Here is a 17,375-nt window from a genome sequence, read left to right as displayed (position 1 = left end):
TTTTGCATTGTTTTCTGCAAGTGTAAGTCGTTAGAAACGAACAAGCTTTGCTAAAGGGAGATACACGCCAATGAAGGTTCTGGTGCCAGTCAAGCGCGTGATCGACTATAACGTGAAAGTCCGTGTCAAAGCGGATGGCAGCGGGGTCGATCTGGCGAATGTCAAAATGTCGATGAATCCGTTTGACGAAATCGCGGTAGAAGAAGCGATCCGCCTGAAGGAAAAAGGCGTTGTGACAGAAATCGTGGCCGTGTCCATCGGTGTGAAGCAGGCGCAGGAAACGCTGCGCACCGCATTGGCGATGGGGGCGGATCGCGCAATTCTGATCAATGCCGCCGATGATGTGCATACCGATATCGAACCGCTGGCCGTGGCAAAACTGCTGAAAGCCGTGATCGATGAAGAACAGCCGCAAATCGTGCTGTGCGGCAAACAGGCCATCGACAATGACATGAACGCAACCGGCCAGATGCTGGGCGCGCTGACCGGATGGGCGCAGGCAACTTTCGCATCCGAAGTGTCGGTTGATGGGGACCACGCGACCGTGACGCGCGAAGTGGACGGGGGCTTGCAGACGATCAAGGTCAAACTGCCCGCGATTATCAGTGTGGACCTGCGCCTGAATGAACCGCGTTACGCATCGCTGCCCAACATCATGAAGGCCAAGAAAAAGCCGCTGGATGAAAAAACACCCGCCGATTACGGCGTGGATGTCAGCCCGCGTCTGGAAATCGTGAAAACGACAGAACCTGCCGCGCGATCCGCAGGCGTCAAGGTCGGTTCGGTCGATGAGTTGCTGGCGAAACTGAAAGATGAAGCGGGGGTAATCTGATGGCAGTTCTTCTTCTGGCCGAAGTCACCGATGGTGTGCTGAACATGGATGCAACCTGCAAGGCGGTGAGCGCTGCGGCGCAACTGGGCGATGTGACGGTCCTGTGTGCGGGCGCAAGTGCGGCAGACGCTGCCGCAAGTGCCGCGAAGATCGACGGGGTGGCCAAGGTTCTGTGCGCCGAGGATGCAAGTCTGGGCCACCGTCTGGCCGAGCCCACCGCCGCGCTGATTGTCAGCCTTGCGGGCGATTACAGCCATATCGTGGCCCCCGCGACGACGGATGCAAAAAACATTCTGCCCCGCGTCGCAGCGCTTCTGGATGTGATGGTGCTGTCCGATGTGTCGGGTATTGTCGATGCTGACACGTTCGAGCGTCCGGTTTACGCGGGCAATGCAATCCAGACCGTCAAATCCGGCGATGCGACCAAGGTTCTGACAATCCGCACATCCACTTTTGACGCGGCTGCTCAAGGCGGATCTGCAAGTGTCGAGACCATTTCAGCCGCAGACAACCCTGCCCTGTCGGAATGGGTCGAAGACAAGGTTGCCGCCAGCGACCGGCCAGAGTTGACCTCGGCCAAGGTGGTTGTATCCGGCGGGCGCGGTGTGGGGTCGGAAGATGACTTCAAGCTGATCGAAGGGCTGGCCGACAAACTGGGTGCAGCGGTCGGTGCATCACGCGCCGCAGTCGATTCCGGCTATGCGCCCAACGACTGGCAAGTGGGCCAGACCGGCAAGGTGGTCGCCCCCGATCTGTATATCGCCGTCGGCATTTCCGGCGCGATCCAGCACCTGGCGGGTATGAAAGACAGCAAGATCATTGTTGCCATCAACAAGGATGAAGAAGCCCCCATTTTTCAGGTGGCAGATTACGGGCTTGTGGGCGATCTGTTCACCATGGTGCCGGAACTGACCGAAAAGCTGTAAGCAGCGGCACGCGACATTGGAAAAGGCAGCCCTATCACAAGGGCTGCCTTTTTTGTTGGCGCGGGGTCTCATCAGGTTGAAACATCCGGTTTGCGGGTGATGCTCCTGACGGAGGCGCTCGTGCCTGAATAAAGCCCGCGCTATCGGTGGGCCGGGGTCTGCCGATCCGACATTCAAGGAATGCACTTTATGCAAGCTGCATACTCCCAAGATCATTGCCTTGGCGTGTCATCAGCCAAATCGGCAGGCCGCGGGACGGCCCACCGATGGCGCGGCGGCCTGCGGCCTTTGCTCCGCGCCTTGGGGCATTCGCAATGTCTGCAAAAGGCCAGAACTAACCAGCCTTGTAACCCTGCCTGACGTGCCACTGCCATAGCCGCGACGTCTCGCGACAGCGCGACTCAAAACTCAGTTCAGGTCTTTCAACAACCGCCCGTGGCGGCGCACTTCGCCCAGCACATCCCCGAATGTCAGCAGCCCGCGCGATTTCAGCATCGGCATCAGCTTCAGGAACGCGTCCGCCGTGGCCACAGTGTCCCCGATGGCAGTGTGGCGGGCCTCTTCCGGGATGGTAATTCCCAGTCGCGCAGTCAGCGCATCCAGCGAATGCTGTTCCAGCTGGCCATAGACCACCGCCGACAACAGCACCGTGTCCAGCACCGGATGATCAAACCGCACGCCCATGGATTTTTCGTGCCTGCGCAGAAATTCCATGTCGAACGGCGCATTATGGGCCACCAGCACCGCACCGCGCGCGAAGTCGTGAAAACGTTTGCCCGCCTCGGTCATGCTGGGGGCGCCCTTGACCATGTCATCGGTAATGCCATGCACCTCGGTCGACGATGGCGGAATGGCGCGGGCGGGGTCAACCAATGTGTCAAACACCTCTCGCTTCACGCGGCGGCCATTGACCACGCGCACAGCCGCAATCTGCACGATTTCGTCGCTGGACGGTGTCAGGCCGGTGGTTTCGGTATCGAACACAACATAGGTCAGATCTTCCAGCTTGCTTTCCAGAACGCCCGCATTGCGCGCCTTGGACAGCAATTCGAAATCATAGACAACCTCGCGCTGGATCGGTGCAGGCCGCGTCGTTGCGCGGCGCGCATTGGGAATGGGCAGGCGCACAGCGCCCCCGCTATCGCCGCGCGCTTCAGTCCAGGCTTCGGTCGCATGGGCATTCAGCACAGCGCGCGCCGTCAGGTCGGGCGTGTCGGGGTCCAGCGGTTCTGCCAGCCATGAATCGAACACGCCCACTGGCAATGACGGGCCTTGCCAGACAAGGTCCAGCACGGCACCCGGCCCGTCCTCCTCGCTCAGAACCAGCCGGAAACTGCGGGCATGGCCGGCCTGCGCCAGTCTGTGCCCCAGCCAGCGCAGCAACAGCGCCAGTTCAAACCCGTCACAGGTCAGCATAAGTTCCGGCCCGTCTGTCTGCAATTCCAGACCAAGGGTTTCAAACTGCGCGCGCACCCCGTCCATCAGGTCGGGGGAGCGTATTTGCGTAAGCGGGCGCCAGTCATTGCGCCCCGCATCATAGCGTTGGCCCAATTCGGTGATGGCAGTGGTCAGCCCCTGCACTTCGGACAGCATGGCCGCAGTCAGATCCGCCGCCTGCGCCATTTCGCTGTCTTCGGAAATAACACCAATGACGGTTTGCAAATTCGCCGCTGGCCTGCGCACGCGGTCAAACACTTCCGCCAACAACGCCTCGCGCGCGGCATGGGCGGCCAGATCGGCGGTGACATCGCGCAGGGTCAGCACGAAACCGGGGCGTTGTGTATGCTCGGTCCGTCGCAGCACCCGCATCCGCCCCGACAACAGCCGCCCGCTGCTGGTGGTTGCACAAATCAGGTCAGATGCCGCTTCGGGATCGTTCAGCTTGGCCAGACGTTCATAGGCATGGCGCACCGGCCCTTCGCGCAGGTAATCCAGCAAATTGCGGTCCAGTCCGGGCGCGCCCCCGGCTTCCAGAATGGTGACGGCCTGCCCGTTATAGAATGCCAGCTGATAATCGGCAGTGCATAAAAGCACCGCAACCGGCACATCCGCCAGCAGTTTTTCCAGCCGCGCCTTTTCGCCCGACAGCCGCGATGTTTCGCGCGCCACCGATTCCGCCAGCGCCGAACGGGTTTGTGCAAGCGAACGTGAAATTTCCGCCGCCGCGGGCGCAAGATCGCCAAGATAGCGCGCGCGTTCCTTGTCATGCCCCAGATCGTCATGAATATCCGCATGTGCACGGGTGCGAATGGCATTGGCCAGCCCGTCAATGGCACGCGCGACATTCATATCAAACAGATACCAGATACCCGTCACCAGAAACAGGATCAGGAAGCCCGCCAGAATACCCGCCTGCGCCATGGGTGCCAGCAAATCAGGGCCGATGTCGCTGCGCGACAAAACCAGCCAGCCGGCGACACCCACCGCCACGATTGCCCCCACCGCAAGCAGGGCGAAAAACAGCAGAACACGGATACGCAGGCCAAGGCGTTCAAGCATCGGTGCGATCCGGCGGATGCGCGGAATCACCCGCAAGTATCTTGCGAACTTCTTCGCGCAACTCTTTCAGTTCAAACGGTTTTGAGATAAAACCATCCGCCCCCATGGCCAAGCCCTTGCGCCGTTCCATGGCCGACCCGCGTGCGGTCATCATCAGAATGCGCACATCGGCGCAATCAGGGTCTGCGCGCACTGTCTGGCAAATGTCATAGCCCGACACTTCTGGCAGCATGACATCAAGCAACACCAGATCAGGCTTGGTCTCACGGATCATGTCCACAGCGCCCGCCCCTGTCGCAAGGCGGGTCTGGGCATACCCTTCACGGGTCAGCAGATAGTCCAGCGCTATGGCGATGTTGTCCTCATCCTCGACCACCAGAATCTGAACCTTCTTCGCGCGGTCCTCCATATGCGGCTCCTCCTCCACAAGCGACGATAAGAAACGGATCATCAGACGCCAGTTGATACCATTCCGCGTCCACCGGTATCCCTGCATCATTCAACCGTGTGCCTTCGGTCAGGTCGGCACGGCGCGCTGTGGCGCAGTCGAACAATGACTGGAACCCGAATGTAAGCGCCCAGCGTTCCTTGAGTATAATTCCGGTTTTCACCAGATCGGGATTGTTGCGATTGGTCTGCCGGACCCGGTTGTCAATCGCGGTGATACGGGTGCTGAGCGGCACAACATAGGTCCATGGCCGATACCAGATGCGGTGTTCGTTCTTGCTGACGACGGTAACTTCATCGGGCAACCCCGCTTCAAATCGTCCGGCCCAAGTGTATTCAAGCCAGACCAGCATGCACACCATGCCCGCGGCCGCCCCGAACGGGGCAATCCAGTCGGGCAGGTTGCGCCAGCTTAGCCGGTGCAACAGATGCGCCACGCCAAAGCCGCCAAAGCCTGCGACAATAACCGCCAGAAACTCCATGATCATAGTGGGCTGGTCCTTCTAGCCTAATGTTCCGGCAATCTGGCCAACGGCTGATTGCATTGTGCGCACCACGACGAATGCATCGCGCAAATGGCTGCGTTCAAAGTCCGACAGGTCGGACGGTGCAAGAAAATTGTCAGGCTTGCGCCCCATCCGCACCAGTGTTGCCTGATTTTCCAGCCGCAGATCGGCAATCAGGTCATAGGCTTCGATCAGGTCGCGTGCACCCGAAACCGAAATGATCCCCTGCTCTTCGGCGGCCAGCAGGCGCGCACGCGTGTTTACCGCCGTCAGCCGCCCGCGCAACGAATAGACGCGCGCAAGGTCTGTCACCGGCACCACGCCGCCCAGTTTCATATCGACATGGTTCTTATGCTCGCCCGACCGGATGGTCGCGAAGCCACGCAACAACCCAAGCGGCGGGGAATGCTTGATGGAATTCGAAATCATGTGGACAACAAAGATGGAATTCTTGCTGGCCGCTTCCAGCGTTTCTTCCTGCAAGTCACGAAACAGGCTGACCTGTCCGCCGATCGGGCGCAAATCAAACATGACGGATGCCAGCATTTGCGCTTCGGGCGACGGTGTGTTGATCCAGCCCTGAAAATAGCGCCGCCACACCCGCACGGGCTGACACCAGCGCGGGTTTGTCGCCATCATGTCACCCGGGCAGTAGAAATACCCCGCAGCGCTTAATCCATCCGATACATACCGCGCCAGATCGGCGAAATAGGACATGTCATCGGGGGTCACACTGTCATCGATAATGATGCAATTGTCCTGATCGCTGACGCCTGTCTGCTCTTGCCGGCCCTGACTGCCGCAGGCGGCCCACAGGTATGGCACGGGCGGCGGTCCCAGCTTTTCCTCGGCCAGCTTCAGCAGCCGCCGGGTGACAGTATCGGCAATATCGGTGATCAGGCGGGTGATCACGTCATGTGCGTTATGCGCGCCCACCAGTTGCAACAGCAATTGCGGTATGCGTTCGGTCACATGGGCCAGATCGTCATAGCTTTCGGCGACTGCGGCATCGCGCACCAACTGTGCAGAACTGATCGCCTGAAACCGTGTCAGGTCTGTCTGGGTGATCATGCCGACAAGCATGTTGTTGCGCACGACAGGCAAATGCCCGATGCGGTGCTCCAGCATCATATGCAAAATATCAGACCCCAACGAATTGGGCGACAGCGCCATCGGGTCCGGTGTCATCACATCAAGCAGCGGCGTGTCCAGCGACCGCCCTTCTGCCAGAACGCGGCCCGACAAATCGCGCGTGGTCACAATGCCGACCAGCTTGTCCCCATCCACCACCGCAACACAGGAAATGCGATTGTCGCGCATCAGTTTTGCCGCTTCCTGCGCATTCATTTGCGGTGTGGCAATAATGGGTTTGCGCGCCATCAGGTCCGACACCTTCAGCGTGGCAAGATCATTCTGTCGCCCCAGCTTGCCGCCTGATGGCACACCACGGCTGAAAAAGCGTTCAAATGCAGGGAAATTGGCGATCAGGTAGCGCAGATCACTTGCGGGCAGGCATAACAGGACCGAGTCTGCGGTGGCGGTTGCCGTGGTCACCGCCCGCCCGTCGCGCAGCAGCCCGCGTTCCCCGAATGAATTGCGCGGCGCCAGAATGGATACAAGCGCGCCGTGTGTGTCGGTCACCTCGATCGCGCCGGATTTGACCAGATAGACACCGTCAACCGGCTCGCCCTCGGAATAGATGACAGTTCCTGCCGGCACCTCGCTGCGGCTGAAGCAACTGGCGACACGCGCCAGTTCGTCCTGCGGCAGTGAATCATACGGGTGCACGGATTGCAGGAATTCCAGAACCTTCGGGGCGCTTTGGGTCATGTTCGTTGTCCTGATTGCACCGGCCCGGATTTGGGACGGCCTGCCCCCGGTATCACGGGGACAGGCCAATGTCTTTGCGTCAGATCAGTGATCGACGGCCCCGCCTGCCCCTTTCGGCACGCGGATGGATTCCACCAGTTCCTGAATTTCTGCCGGGGCGTCATTCGTCATCTTGTTGACGATATAGGCCGCTGCAAAGTTCAGCACTGCACCCACCGCACCAAAGCTAAGCGGCGAGATGCCGAACAGCCAGTTGTCAGGTGTGTTGGGCAGCATGTTGGTGCCGGGGATGAAGAACCAGCCCAGATAGGTGAAGATATACAGCACCGTTGAACCAAGACCCACGATCATACCTGCAATCGCACCCGAGGAGTTCATCTTCTTGCTGAAGATACCCATCATGATAGCAGGGAACAGCGACGATGCTGCAAGACCGAAGGCCAGCGCCACCACCTGCGCCGCAAAGCCCGGCGGGTTGAGGCCCAGATAGGTTGCCAGCGCAATCGCAAAGGCCATCGAAATACGGGCAGCAAGCAATTCGCCCTTTTCCGAAATACCCGGATTGATCATCGACTTGATCAGATCATGGCTGATGGCAGACGAAATCGCCAGCAACAGACCTGCCGCCGTGGACAACGCTGCCGCCAGACCGCCAGCCGCAATCAGGCCGATAACCCAGCTTGGAAGTTGTGCAATTTCAGGGTTTGCCAGAACCAGAATATCCTGGTTGAAGGTCACCATTTCATTGCCTTCCCAGCCTTCTTCAATGGCGCGGGCGGGTGGGTTCGCCTCATTATAATACTGGATCAGACCATCGCCGTTCTTGTCCTCGAACCGCAACAAACCAGTGTTTTCCCAGTTGATCATCCAGTCTGGCCTTTCGTCGAATGCCAGTGGCTCTCCTGCGACACCGTTGGGATAGAGTGTGGTGATGATGTTCAGACGCGCCATTGCACCAACAGCAGGTGCAACCGTGTAAAGCAGCGCGATGAAGACCAGCGCCCAACCTGCCGATTTCCGTGCATCTGCCACTTTCGGAACGGTGAAGAACCGGATGATGACATGCGGCAGACCAGCGGTCCCGATCATCAGCGACAGGGTGAACAGCACCATGTTGAAGGTTGATCCGTGATTGCCGGTATAGTCATTGAAGCCCAACTCAACCAGCACTTCATTCAACGTGGTCAGCAGCGGCTGGCCCGATTCTGTGTGCGTGCTGAACAGACCCAGCTGCGGCAAAGGATTGCCCGTCAACTGCAACGAGATGAACACCGCCGGAATTGTGTAGGCGATAATCAGCACGACATATTGCGCCAGCTGCGTGTAGGTGATGCCCTTCATGCCGCCAAGAACGGCATAGATGAACACAACGCCCGACGCGATGAACAGGCCGGTCTGGTTTGTCACTTCCAAAAAGCGCGAGAATGCCACGCCCGCACCGGTCATCTGACCGATAACATAGGTGATGGACATAACCAGAAGCGAGATGACAGCCACCAGACGCGCGGTCTGGCTGTAGAAGCGGTCCCCGATGAAATCTGGCACGGTGTAGCGACCGAACTTGCGCAGATAGGGCGCCAACAGCATGGCCAACAGCACATAGCCGCCCGTCCACCCCATAAGGAAGGTCGAGTTGCCATAGCCCACGAAAGCGATAAGACCCGCCATCGAGATGAAGCTGGCCGCAGACATCCAGTCCGCCGCCGTGGCTGCACCGTTGACAATAGGGTTGACGCCGCGCGACGCCGCATAGAAGTCAGAGGTCGTTCCGGCGCGTGCCCAAATCGCGATACCAATGTAAAGCGCGAAAGACGCGCCCACAAAGATTAGGTTGATTACAAACTGATCCATTTTTCAGGTATCCCTCATTCTTCCACGCCAAACTCTTTATCGAGTCTGTTCATGTACCAGGTGTAGTAGAAGATCAGCACGATGAAGGTCAGGATCGAGCCTTGCTGCGCGAACCAGAACCCAAGATCGGTGCCACCGATTGGAATACCCGACAAAAGCGGGCGTAGAACGATGCCGAACCCGAAGGACACAAGCGCCCATATCACCATAGAAATGGTGATAATGCGAATGTTGGCCTTCCAGTAGGCGTCTGTCGACTTGTCTGACATTGTGACGTCTCCCAGTTTCCTCCAGTGCCGCCCCCTAATGGGGCTGGCTTCCTCTCTTGCAGTGGGCATGTCGTGTCAGGCACACGTCCACTGTGTGCAGGCCTGATTGCTCCTCAAGGCCTGCATTCGGGCGTTTTGAAGCGCCCGTCCGTATTCCGGTTTCCCGGATAACTACGCTGTCACGTCCTGTACGACCGCCGCCAACGCGGTTGCGACCTGGTCAATCTGACCCATCGCATCCACACGCTTCAGCGCGCCCTGCCCTTCGTAATATGTGATCAGCGGTGCTGTCTGGTCGTGATAGGCGGCAAGTCGTGCGCCCACGGTTTCGGCATTGTCATCAGCGCGCCGCTTGAATTCGGTTGCGCCGCATTTGTCGCAAACCCCTGCAACTGCCGGTTTCTTGAAGCTGTCGTGATACCCTTCGCCACAATTTGCACAGGTGTAACGGCCTGAAACGCGTTCCACCATCGCATCATCATCCACATCCAGCGAAATGGCCGCCCCCAGCGTCATGCCCTGATCGCCAAGCAGCGCATCCAGTGCTTCTGCCTGTTTGGCGGTGCGGGGGAATCCGTCAAGGATTATCCCCTTGGCCGTGTCAGGTTCAGCCATGCGGTCGCGCAAGATCGCCAGCACAATTTCATCACTGACCAGCCCGCCTGCATCCATCACTGCCTTGGCCTGATTTCCCGCATCCGTGCCCGCAGCGACTGCCGCGCGCAGCAAATCGCCAGTAGACAGTTGCACCAGCCCGAATTTTTCTTCCAGCATGCGCGCCTGCGTGCCCTTGCCTGCCCCGGGGGGGCCAAGCAAGATAAGAACGGCGGATTTTGTCATTATGTCCCTCATCCCTGTCAGGCCCGGTTCATGCGGTTTTCGATAAGTTCATCGACCACCGACGGATCGGCCAATGTCGAGATGTCGCCCAAAGCGCCAAAATCATCTTCGGCAATCTTGCGCAGAATACGGCGCATAATCTTGCCAGAGCGGGTTTTCGGCAGGCCCGGCGCCCATTGAATAAGATCAGGGCTGGCGATAGGGCCAATTTCGTGACGCACCCATTTGACCAGTTCCTTGCGCAGTTCTTCGCTGGGTTCCATGTTGTTCATCAAGGTCACATAGGCATAGATCCCCTGCCCCTTGATATCATGCGGGTAGCCGACAACTGCCGCTTCAGCCACGGCTTCATGTGCGACAAGGGCGGACTCAACTTCGGCGGTGCCCATGCGGTGGCCCGATACGTTGATCACGTCATCCACGCGCCCGGTGATCCAGTAATCGCCATCGGCATCGCGGCGGCAACCGTCACCCGTGAAGTAATAGCCTTTATACTGGCTGAAATAGGTTTCCATGAAACGTTCGTGATCGCCCCAGACGGTCCGCATCTGTCCGGGCCAGCTTTCCTTGATGCACAACACACCTTCTGCTGCGGTATCTGTCTGAACTTCAGCAGTTGCAGGGTCCAGAATTTCCGGCACCACACCGAAAAACGGCTTCGTCGCCGAACCGGGCTTGGCCGGAATGGCACCGGGAAGCGCGGTAATCATGTGGCCGCCCGTTTCGGTCTGCCAGAACGTGTCGACAATCGGGCAACGGCCCTTGCCGACATTTTCGTTATACCAGTTCCACGCTTCGGGGTTGATAGGTTCGCCCACCGATCCAAGCAGTTTCAACGACGACAGGTCGTGCTTTTCAACCCATTGCGTCCCTTGCCCCATCAGCGCGCGAATGGCTGTTGGCGCAGTGTAGAACTGGTTGACCTTGTGCTTGGCGCAGACTTCCCAGAAGCGGCCCGCATCGGGATAGGTCGGCACGCCTTCGAACATCAGCGTGATCGCGCCATTCGCCAGCGGCCCGTATATGATATAGCTGTGGCCGGTCACCCAACCGACATCCGCGGTACACCAGAACACATCGCCATCATGATAATCGAATGTGTATTGCTGCGTCATCGCCGCATAAACCAGATACCCGCCAGAGCTGTGCACAACCCCTTTGGGCCGGCCAGTCGACCCCGATGTATAAAGAATGAACAGCGGATCTTCTGCGCCCACTTCTGTGCAGGGGCAATCTGGGCTGGCTGCGGCCATTTCGGCATTCAGGTCGATATCGCGGCCATCAATCCATGTGGTCTGGTCGCCGGTGTGTTTGACAACAAGGCATTTCACCTTGTCCGAGCAGTCAAACAGCGCCTTGTCGGTGTTGGATTTCAGCGCTGTGCGGCGCCCGCCACGCGGCGCGGTGTCGGCCGTGATCACGGCCTTGGCCTGACAGTCATTGATGCGGTTTGCCAGTGCATCCGGCGAAAACCCTGCGAACACGATCGAATGAACCGCCCCGATCCGCGCACAAGCCAGCATCGCATAGGCCGCTTCCGGGATCATCGGCAGATACAGCACAACGCGGTCGCCCTTGCCGATACCCAGATCTTTCAGCACATTCGCCATGCGGCTGGTCTGATCCAGCAATTCACGATAGGTGATGTGCCGGGCCGGCGTCTTGGGGTCATCCGGTTCCCAGATGATGGCCGTCTGGTCGCCGCGCGTGGGCACATGGCGGTCAATGCAATTGGCCGACACGTTCAGCGTGCCATCTTCAAACCACTTGATATCGACATTGCCATACTCGAACGTCGCGTTCTTGACCTTGGTAAAGGGCTTGATCCAGTCAATACGCTTGCCGTGCTCGCCCCAGAAACCGTCCGGATCGTTGATGGATGCAGCATACATCTGCTCGTACTTGGCCGCGTCGGCATGCGCATTCGCCACAAACTCATCAGAAGCGGGATATATATTTGACATGAATCTTCCTCCAGTCTCCGAGGGGGCTTGAATCGCCAAAATATGCGACAGCTCCCCCATAAATTTCCGGCGCGACACAACGGCCGACGCCCTTCCCCGACGCCTGTATAACGCATTCGTCAATGATTGTGTAACTTTTTTTAACTAAAGGATTTTTTTGTAAATTTATTCACAATAATACTGTCAATAGTGTCAATAAATTTTCGCTGCACCGCAGGAAACCATTGTTTTTATATTGTTTTCTACACATATATGTTACCTTAATTCGGCCACGTTCGTAGCATTGTAAACACCGGGCAGGACATGTCAGCGCAAACACCGCATGCGCAACAAGTGAAAAGTTTTCCAGCCAAATTCGCACATAAGTGATTCGGGACGTTGCGGCATACGCGCTAATCATGCGCGCTCACAAAGCTATCCTTGCAAGCCCCGCCCACATGGCCCAAAACGCAAAAGACGTCGCATGCGCCAGCAAGGAAGGGCCACAACCATGATCCCGATCCAAGGATATAAAGGGGCGCGCGTTGCCGTGTTGGGGCTGGGACGGTCGGGAATGGCGACCTGCGCAGCACTTGCAGCAGGTGACGCAATCGCGTTGGCATGGGATGAAAGCCCGGAAACCCGCGCCGCCGCCGAAGCCAAGGGCATACCCCTGCATGACCTGACCAAAACAGACTGGTCCAGCGTGGCCGCGCTGATCGTCAGCCCGGGCATTGCGCATCTTTATCCGACGCCCAACCGCATCATTTCCGCTGCAATTTCGGCGGGTGTGCCTGTCGACAATGACATCGGGCTGTTTTTCCGCAGCTTCGCCACGCCGGAAACCATGGAATTCGAATTGCCGCCCAAAGTTGTGGCCATCACCGGATCAAACGGGAAATCCACGACAACGGCCTTGTTGCACCACATTCTGGAACAGGCCGGACGCCCCACACAGATGGCGGGCAATATCGGCAAGGGCGTCTTGTCCATCGACCCGCCGCAAAACGGGGAAGTGGTGGTTCTGGAGCTGTCCAGCTACCAGACCGAACTGGCCCGCGCCCTGACCCCTGACATCGCGGTATTCACCAACCTGTCAGCGGACCATCTGGACCGTCACGGCGGCATGGGCGGCTATTTTGCGGCCAAGCGCCGGCTGTTTGCCGAAGGCGGGCCGGACAGGGCCGTGATCGGCGTTGACGAATTCGAGGGGCAGTTTCTGGCAGGGCAACTGGGGCAGAACCCCGAAGACATGCGGGTGATCCGCATCTCCTCTGGTCAGAAGCTGGCCGGACCGGGCTGGAACGTGTTTGCACGCAAGGGGTTTCTGGCCGAATACAGGCGCGGAAAACAGGTTGCATCAGTTGACTTGCGGTCGGTCAAGGGGCTGCCCGGGGCACATAACCACCAAAATGCCTGCGCCGCCTATGCCGTGGCGCGCAGTCTTGGCCTTGCGCCGCGCATGATCGAAGATGCGCTGCATACCTTCAGCGGCCTGCCCCATCGCAGCCAGCTTGTCGCCGAAGCCGGTGGCGTGCGCTACATCAATGACAGCAAGGCCACAAATGCCGAAAGCGCGGCACAGGCGCTACAGGCGTTTGATCGCATTCGCTGGATCGCGGGCGGACTGGGCAAGGATGGCGGCATCACCTCGCTTGCGCCACATCTGGGACATGTAACCAAGGCCTATCTGATCGGCCATTCAGCGCGCGAATTTGCCCTGCAACTGGGCGACACGGACCATGAAATCTGCGAAACCATGGACCGCGCCGTTGCCCGCGCCATGCGTGATGCGCAATCAGGCGATGTGGTTCTGCTGGCCCCCGCCGCTGCCAGTTTTGATCAGTTCACGGATTTTGAAAGCCGTGGCCAGGCCTTTATCGATGCTGTCACCGCGCGCGTATCGGAGCAAGGCACGCCGGATGAACAGTGATGACAGCCTGCGCGGTTTTGCCTTTGCGGGTGCTGCATTTGCGATCTGGGGCATGCTGCCCTTCTATTTCAAGGCGCTGGATCATGTCCCGACTGTAGAAGTGATCGCGCATCGCGTTGTCTGGGCCGTGCCCTTTGCGCTGGTGGCCCTTATTGTGCTGGGGCGCACGGATGATCTGCGCACGGCCATCCGCACGCCGCGCATGCTGGGCATGGCGCTGGTCACTGCGGCGCTGATATCCATCAACTGGGGCACCTATGTCTGGCTTATACAGTCCGGTCAGGCAATGGATGCCGCGCTTGGCTACTACATAAACCCCATTTTCAATGTGTTTCTGGGGGCAACGCTGCTGGGCGAGAGATTAAGCGCGCGACAATGGGGGGCTGTCGGGCTGGCGGTGGCCGCAGTTGTTGTGCTGACAGTTGATGCGGGCGCGCTGCCACTTGGCACTTTGCTGATCGTGTTCAGTTGGGGCAGCTATGCGTATTTCAAGCGCGCCCTGCCTATTGGCCCCAATCAGGGCTTTGCGCTGGAAGCGTTGATCCTGTTGCCCTTCGCGATTGCGTATATGGTCTGGGCACAACTTCAGGGAACGACGTTCAGCGCGCAAGCCGGTGCGTTGGACTGGGCGCTGCTTGTCGGCTGCGGGCTGGTCACAGCCGCGCCCCTTATGCTGTATGCGAACGGGGCGAAAGCGTTGCGCCTGTCGACCATTGCCATTGCGGGATATTCGATTCCAACGATGATTTTCCTGATTTCGGTGTTCATTTTCCGTGAACCGTTCGAGGGGGCGCGCGTGATTGCCTTTCCCATGATATGGGCCGCGATGGCGCTATACATTCTGGAAATTCTGCGCAAACGGCGGGCCGGATTGCAGTGATGCACTTTGACAGGGCGGGAAACGAAGATACATAAGTCGCATGACATTTCTGATTAATCGCCCGATTATCACCATCGTTATAATCGCAGCACTTTTGGCCGGATTGTGGATTCTGGTCACACGCGCGCCTGTCTACCTGCCCCGTCTGGATGACAGCGCCCCGCCGCCACCAGATGAGAACGCGCGCGTTTTCGGGTTTGCCACGCTGACCAACCCGCTGGTGCGACTGGTCGTGCTGGGGCGTGCTGCCCCCGCAGAACCCGCAACCCTGCGCGGCTGGGACCGCAACCGCCGCGACCTGCGCGCCACGCAGGATTTCATGTTGCAAGGCGTGGTTTTCACGGTAACGCCCGAAGAAATGATACGCCTTGACCGCTATGAACGCACCGGGCGAAAGTATCGCCGTGATCTGATGACACTGGAAGACGGCGAAACCGCGTGGGTTTACCGCCTGATTGGCACCACCGGACCAGAGGCACTGGCCGACTAACCCTACTTGAACTTGCACTTTACGGATCGACCCTATGAACAAGCTGCATGACACCCTGCCCCGCGACCATTTCTGGCCCCTGCCTGCCCATTCCAACGCAGGACACACGCCGCGCCGCGTCGGGCTGGAAATTGAATTCGCCGAGGTTAGCGTAGATGATGCCGCAGAACTGGTGCGCGCGCTTTGGGGTGGGGAAATCTGCACGCAGGGACCGCGCGACATACAGGTAAAGGGCGGGCGGTTTGGCGATGTAAAGATCGAGCTGGACATCGCGCTGAAAACCAAATGGGCCGAAGACATTGCCGCCAAGGCGCTTGGGGATCTGGTTCCAGTGGAAATTGTCACGCCGCCGCTTGCGCAATCTGACCTGCGCCATGCCGAGCATCTGACCAGTGCATTGCGCAAGGCCGGTGCAAAAGGCAGCCGTGCCGCGCTGGCCTATAGCTTTGGCCTGCACCTGAACCCCGAACTGCCCACACCCGATGGCGGCGGCCTTGTTGCTGTTGCCCGCGCCTATGCGCTTCTGGAAGACTGGTTGCGCGCATCCGACCCGATTGATCCGGCGCGCAACATCATGCCGTTTGTGGACCGCTGGCCGACTGCACTGGTGGAAGCGCTTGTCGCGGGCCAAAACTGGACTGTCGATGATCTGGCGATATGCTATGCGCGCCACGCACCGTCACGCCAATACGGGCTGGACCTGCTGCCCGCGCTGGAACATTTGCGCCCCGAATTGCTGGCGGACGTGCCGGACACACAGCTTAAGGGCGGGCGGCCAACCTTTCACTACCGGCTGGCCGATGCCCGCGTGGATGAACCCGGCTGGAGCATTGCCTATGAATGGAACCGCTGGGTCCTGATTGAGCGGGTTGCCACCACACCTGATTTGCTGGACGCGCTGGCCAGCGACTGGACACAGCACCATGCAAGCCTGACATCCACGCGCAGCGGCTGGGGCGCACAGGTCGAACGCAGGCTGGAGCACTACCCCGCCCTTCTGCGCAACTAATGGCTGCCAATTCCCACGGGGGACAGTCTTAGCGCACTTTCAGCGTGGCCAGCCCGATCAGCGCCAGCACAAGCGCGATAATCCAGAACCGGATGACAATCTGCGGTTCGGCCCAGCCCTTCTTCTCGAAATGGTGGTGAATTGGCGCCATCAGGAAAACCCGCTTGCCGGTGCGCTTGTAATACAACACCTGAATGATGACCGACAGGGTTTCAACGACAAAGATACCGCCCACAATCGCCAGAACGATTTCATGCTTGATCGACACAGCAATCGCCCCCAGCGCACCACCCAGCGACAGCGAACCGGTATCGCCCATGAACACCGCAGCAGGTGGGGCGTTATACCACAAGAACCCAAGCCCCCCGCCGGCCAGCGCGGCGGTAAAGACCAGCAATTCGCCCACACCGGGAACATAATGCACATCCAGATAGGCCGTGAAATCCACCCGACCGACCGCATAGGCAATCACCCCCAGCGTGGTTGCGGCAATCATCACCGGCATAATGGCAAGCCCGTCCAGACCGTCCGTCAGGTTGACCGAATTCGCGGCCCCCACAATGACAAATGCGCCAAACGGAATAAAGAACCACCCCATCGACAACAGCACTTCCTTGAACACGGGGACCGCAAGCTGGCCTTGCAAATCGTCGGGATGCACATACATCGCAGCCGCACTGGCCAGCAGCCCGATCAGAATGCCAACCCCCAGGCGCACCCGTCCGGGCACGCCCTTGACGTTGCCCTTGGACACTTTCGCCAGATCGTCTGCAAACCCGATTGCGCCGAATGCAACGGTCACCAGCAGCACGATCCAGACATAAGGGTTATCCAACCGCGCCCAAAGCAGGGTTGACACCGTCAGCGCCGACAAGATCAGCAACCCCCCCATTGTGGGCGTGCCGGTCTTGGTCAGCAAATGGCTTTCGGGGCCATCTTCGCGAATGGGCTGTCCGTTGGATTGTCGCCGCTTCAGCATATTGATCAGCGGTTTGCCGAACACAAACCCGAAAATCAGCGCCGTAAAGAAGGCCGCACCCGCGCGCACCGTGATAAACCGGAACAGGTTGAATCCCGGCACGGTGCCTGCAAATTCGGTTAAAAAGTAAAACATGGTGCT

Annotated in this window: 15 protein-coding genes; 6 read left to right on the top strand and 9 right to left on the bottom strand. The window is 58.9% G+C overall.

Annotated features, from left to right (window positions below; all coding sequences use genetic code 11):
• Positions 1-70: 70 nt before the first annotated feature.
• Both P8S53_RS07315 and P8S53_RS07310 read left to right on the top strand, forming a co-directional pair.
• Entirely contained in the window at positions 71-832 is a 762-nt protein-coding gene (locus P8S53_RS07315) for an electron transfer flavoprotein subunit beta/FixA family protein (protein WP_277806486.1), read from the top strand.
• Complete coding sequence (locus P8S53_RS07310) at positions 832-1,758, top strand: electron transfer flavoprotein subunit alpha/FixB family protein (RefSeq protein ID WP_277806485.1); 927 nt, start codon at positions 832-834, stop codon at positions 1,756-1,758. The genes P8S53_RS07315 and P8S53_RS07310 overlap by 1 nt, the downstream gene beginning before the upstream one ends.
• A gap of 408 nt (positions 1,759-2,166) precedes the next feature.
• Here the strand turns inward: P8S53_RS07310 and P8S53_RS07305 are convergent, their stop codons facing one another.
• The 8 genes from P8S53_RS07305 to acs all read right to left on the bottom strand — a co-directional run bounded on the left by P8S53_RS07305 (position 2,167) and on the right by acs (position 11,964).
• The gene (locus P8S53_RS07305) at positions 2,167-4,257 is read right to left on the bottom strand and encodes a 3'-5' exonuclease (RefSeq protein WP_277806484.1); all 2,091 of its coding nucleotides are present in this window, start codon (positions 4,255-4,257) and stop codon (positions 2,167-2,169) included.
• Positions 4,250-4,666, bottom strand: a complete 417-nt coding sequence (locus P8S53_RS07300; protein ID WP_277806483.1) for a response regulator transcription factor — start codon at positions 4,664-4,666, stop codon at positions 4,250-4,252. Before P8S53_RS07300 ends, P8S53_RS07305 begins: the two co-directional genes overlap by 8 nt.
• A complete protein-coding gene (locus tag P8S53_RS07295) occupies positions 4,620-5,192 on the bottom strand; it encodes a hypothetical protein (protein ID WP_277806482.1) in 573 nt (190 codons plus the stop codon). Before P8S53_RS07295 ends, P8S53_RS07300 begins: the two co-directional genes overlap by 47 nt.
• A gap of 15 nt (positions 5,193-5,207) precedes the next feature.
• Positions 5,208-7,040 carry a DUF294 nucleotidyltransferase-like domain-containing protein gene (locus P8S53_RS07290; RefSeq protein ID WP_277806481.1) on the bottom strand — a complete coding sequence of 611 codons (1,833 nt, stop codon included), beginning with the start codon at positions 7,038-7,040 and terminating at the stop codon, positions 5,208-5,210.
• 84 nt (positions 7,041-7,124) lie between these two features.
• Entirely contained in the window at positions 7,125-8,891 is a 1,767-nt protein-coding gene (locus tag P8S53_RS07285; protein WP_277806480.1) for a sodium:solute symporter family protein, read from the bottom strand.
• 14 nt (positions 8,892-8,905) lie between these two features.
• Entirely contained in the window at positions 8,906-9,160 is a 255-nt protein-coding gene (locus P8S53_RS07280) for a DUF4212 domain-containing protein (protein WP_277806479.1), read from the bottom strand.
• A 171-nt stretch (positions 9,161-9,331) separates the two neighbouring features.
• The gene (locus tag P8S53_RS07275) at positions 9,332-10,000 is read right to left on the bottom strand and encodes an adenylate kinase (RefSeq protein ID WP_277806478.1); all 669 of its coding nucleotides are present in this window, start codon (positions 9,998-10,000) and stop codon (positions 9,332-9,334) included.
• 17 nt (positions 10,001-10,017) lie between these two features.
• Positions 10,018-11,964, bottom strand: coding sequence for an acetate--CoA ligase (acs, locus tag P8S53_RS07270; RefSeq protein WP_277806477.1), 1,947 nt, complete (start codon positions 11,962-11,964; stop codon positions 10,018-10,020).
• A gap of 490 nt (positions 11,965-12,454) precedes the next feature.
• On the opposite strand from acs, the gene murD reads away from it, so the two are divergent.
• Genes murD through P8S53_RS07250 form a run of 4 tightly spaced genes read left to right on the top strand, consistent with a single transcriptional unit; the run spans position 12,455 to position 16,255 of the window.
• Complete coding sequence (gene murD, locus P8S53_RS07265) at positions 12,455-13,876, top strand: UDP-N-acetylmuramoyl-L-alanine--D-glutamate ligase (protein WP_277806476.1); 1,422 nt, start codon at positions 12,455-12,457, stop codon at positions 13,874-13,876.
• Complete coding sequence (gene rarD, locus P8S53_RS07260; RefSeq protein ID WP_277806475.1) at positions 13,866-14,756, top strand: EamA family transporter RarD; 891 nt, start codon at positions 13,866-13,868, stop codon at positions 14,754-14,756. Before murD ends, rarD begins: the two co-directional genes overlap by 11 nt.
• Positions 14,757-14,796: 40 nt before the next feature.
• Positions 14,797-15,246, top strand: coding sequence for a gamma-glutamylcyclotransferase family protein (locus tag P8S53_RS07255; protein WP_277806474.1), 450 nt, complete (start codon positions 14,797-14,799; stop codon positions 15,244-15,246).
• Between the two features lie 34 nt (positions 15,247-15,280).
• On the top strand, positions 15,281-16,255 hold the full coding sequence (locus P8S53_RS07250; protein WP_277806473.1) for an amidoligase family protein: 975 nt from the start codon (positions 15,281-15,283) through the stop codon (positions 16,253-16,255).
• Positions 16,256-16,283: 28 nt separating this feature from the next.
• Here P8S53_RS07250 and mraY read toward each other — a convergent pair whose 3' ends face one another.
• Positions 16,284-17,369 (bottom strand): phospho-N-acetylmuramoyl-pentapeptide-transferase, encoded by a 1,086-nt coding sequence (gene mraY / locus P8S53_RS07245; RefSeq protein WP_277806472.1) that lies wholly within the window; start codon positions 17,367-17,369, stop codon positions 16,284-16,286.
• Positions 17,370-17,375 lie beyond the last annotated feature (6 nt).

The organism is Roseinatronobacter sp. S2, from assembly GCF_029581395.1.
Taxonomy (GTDB): Bacteria; Pseudomonadota; Alphaproteobacteria; order Rhodobacterales; family Rhodobacteraceae; genus Roseinatronobacter.
The sequence above is the reverse complement of the archived record's forward strand: the minus strand, read 5'-3'. Positions and strand labels throughout refer to the sequence as shown.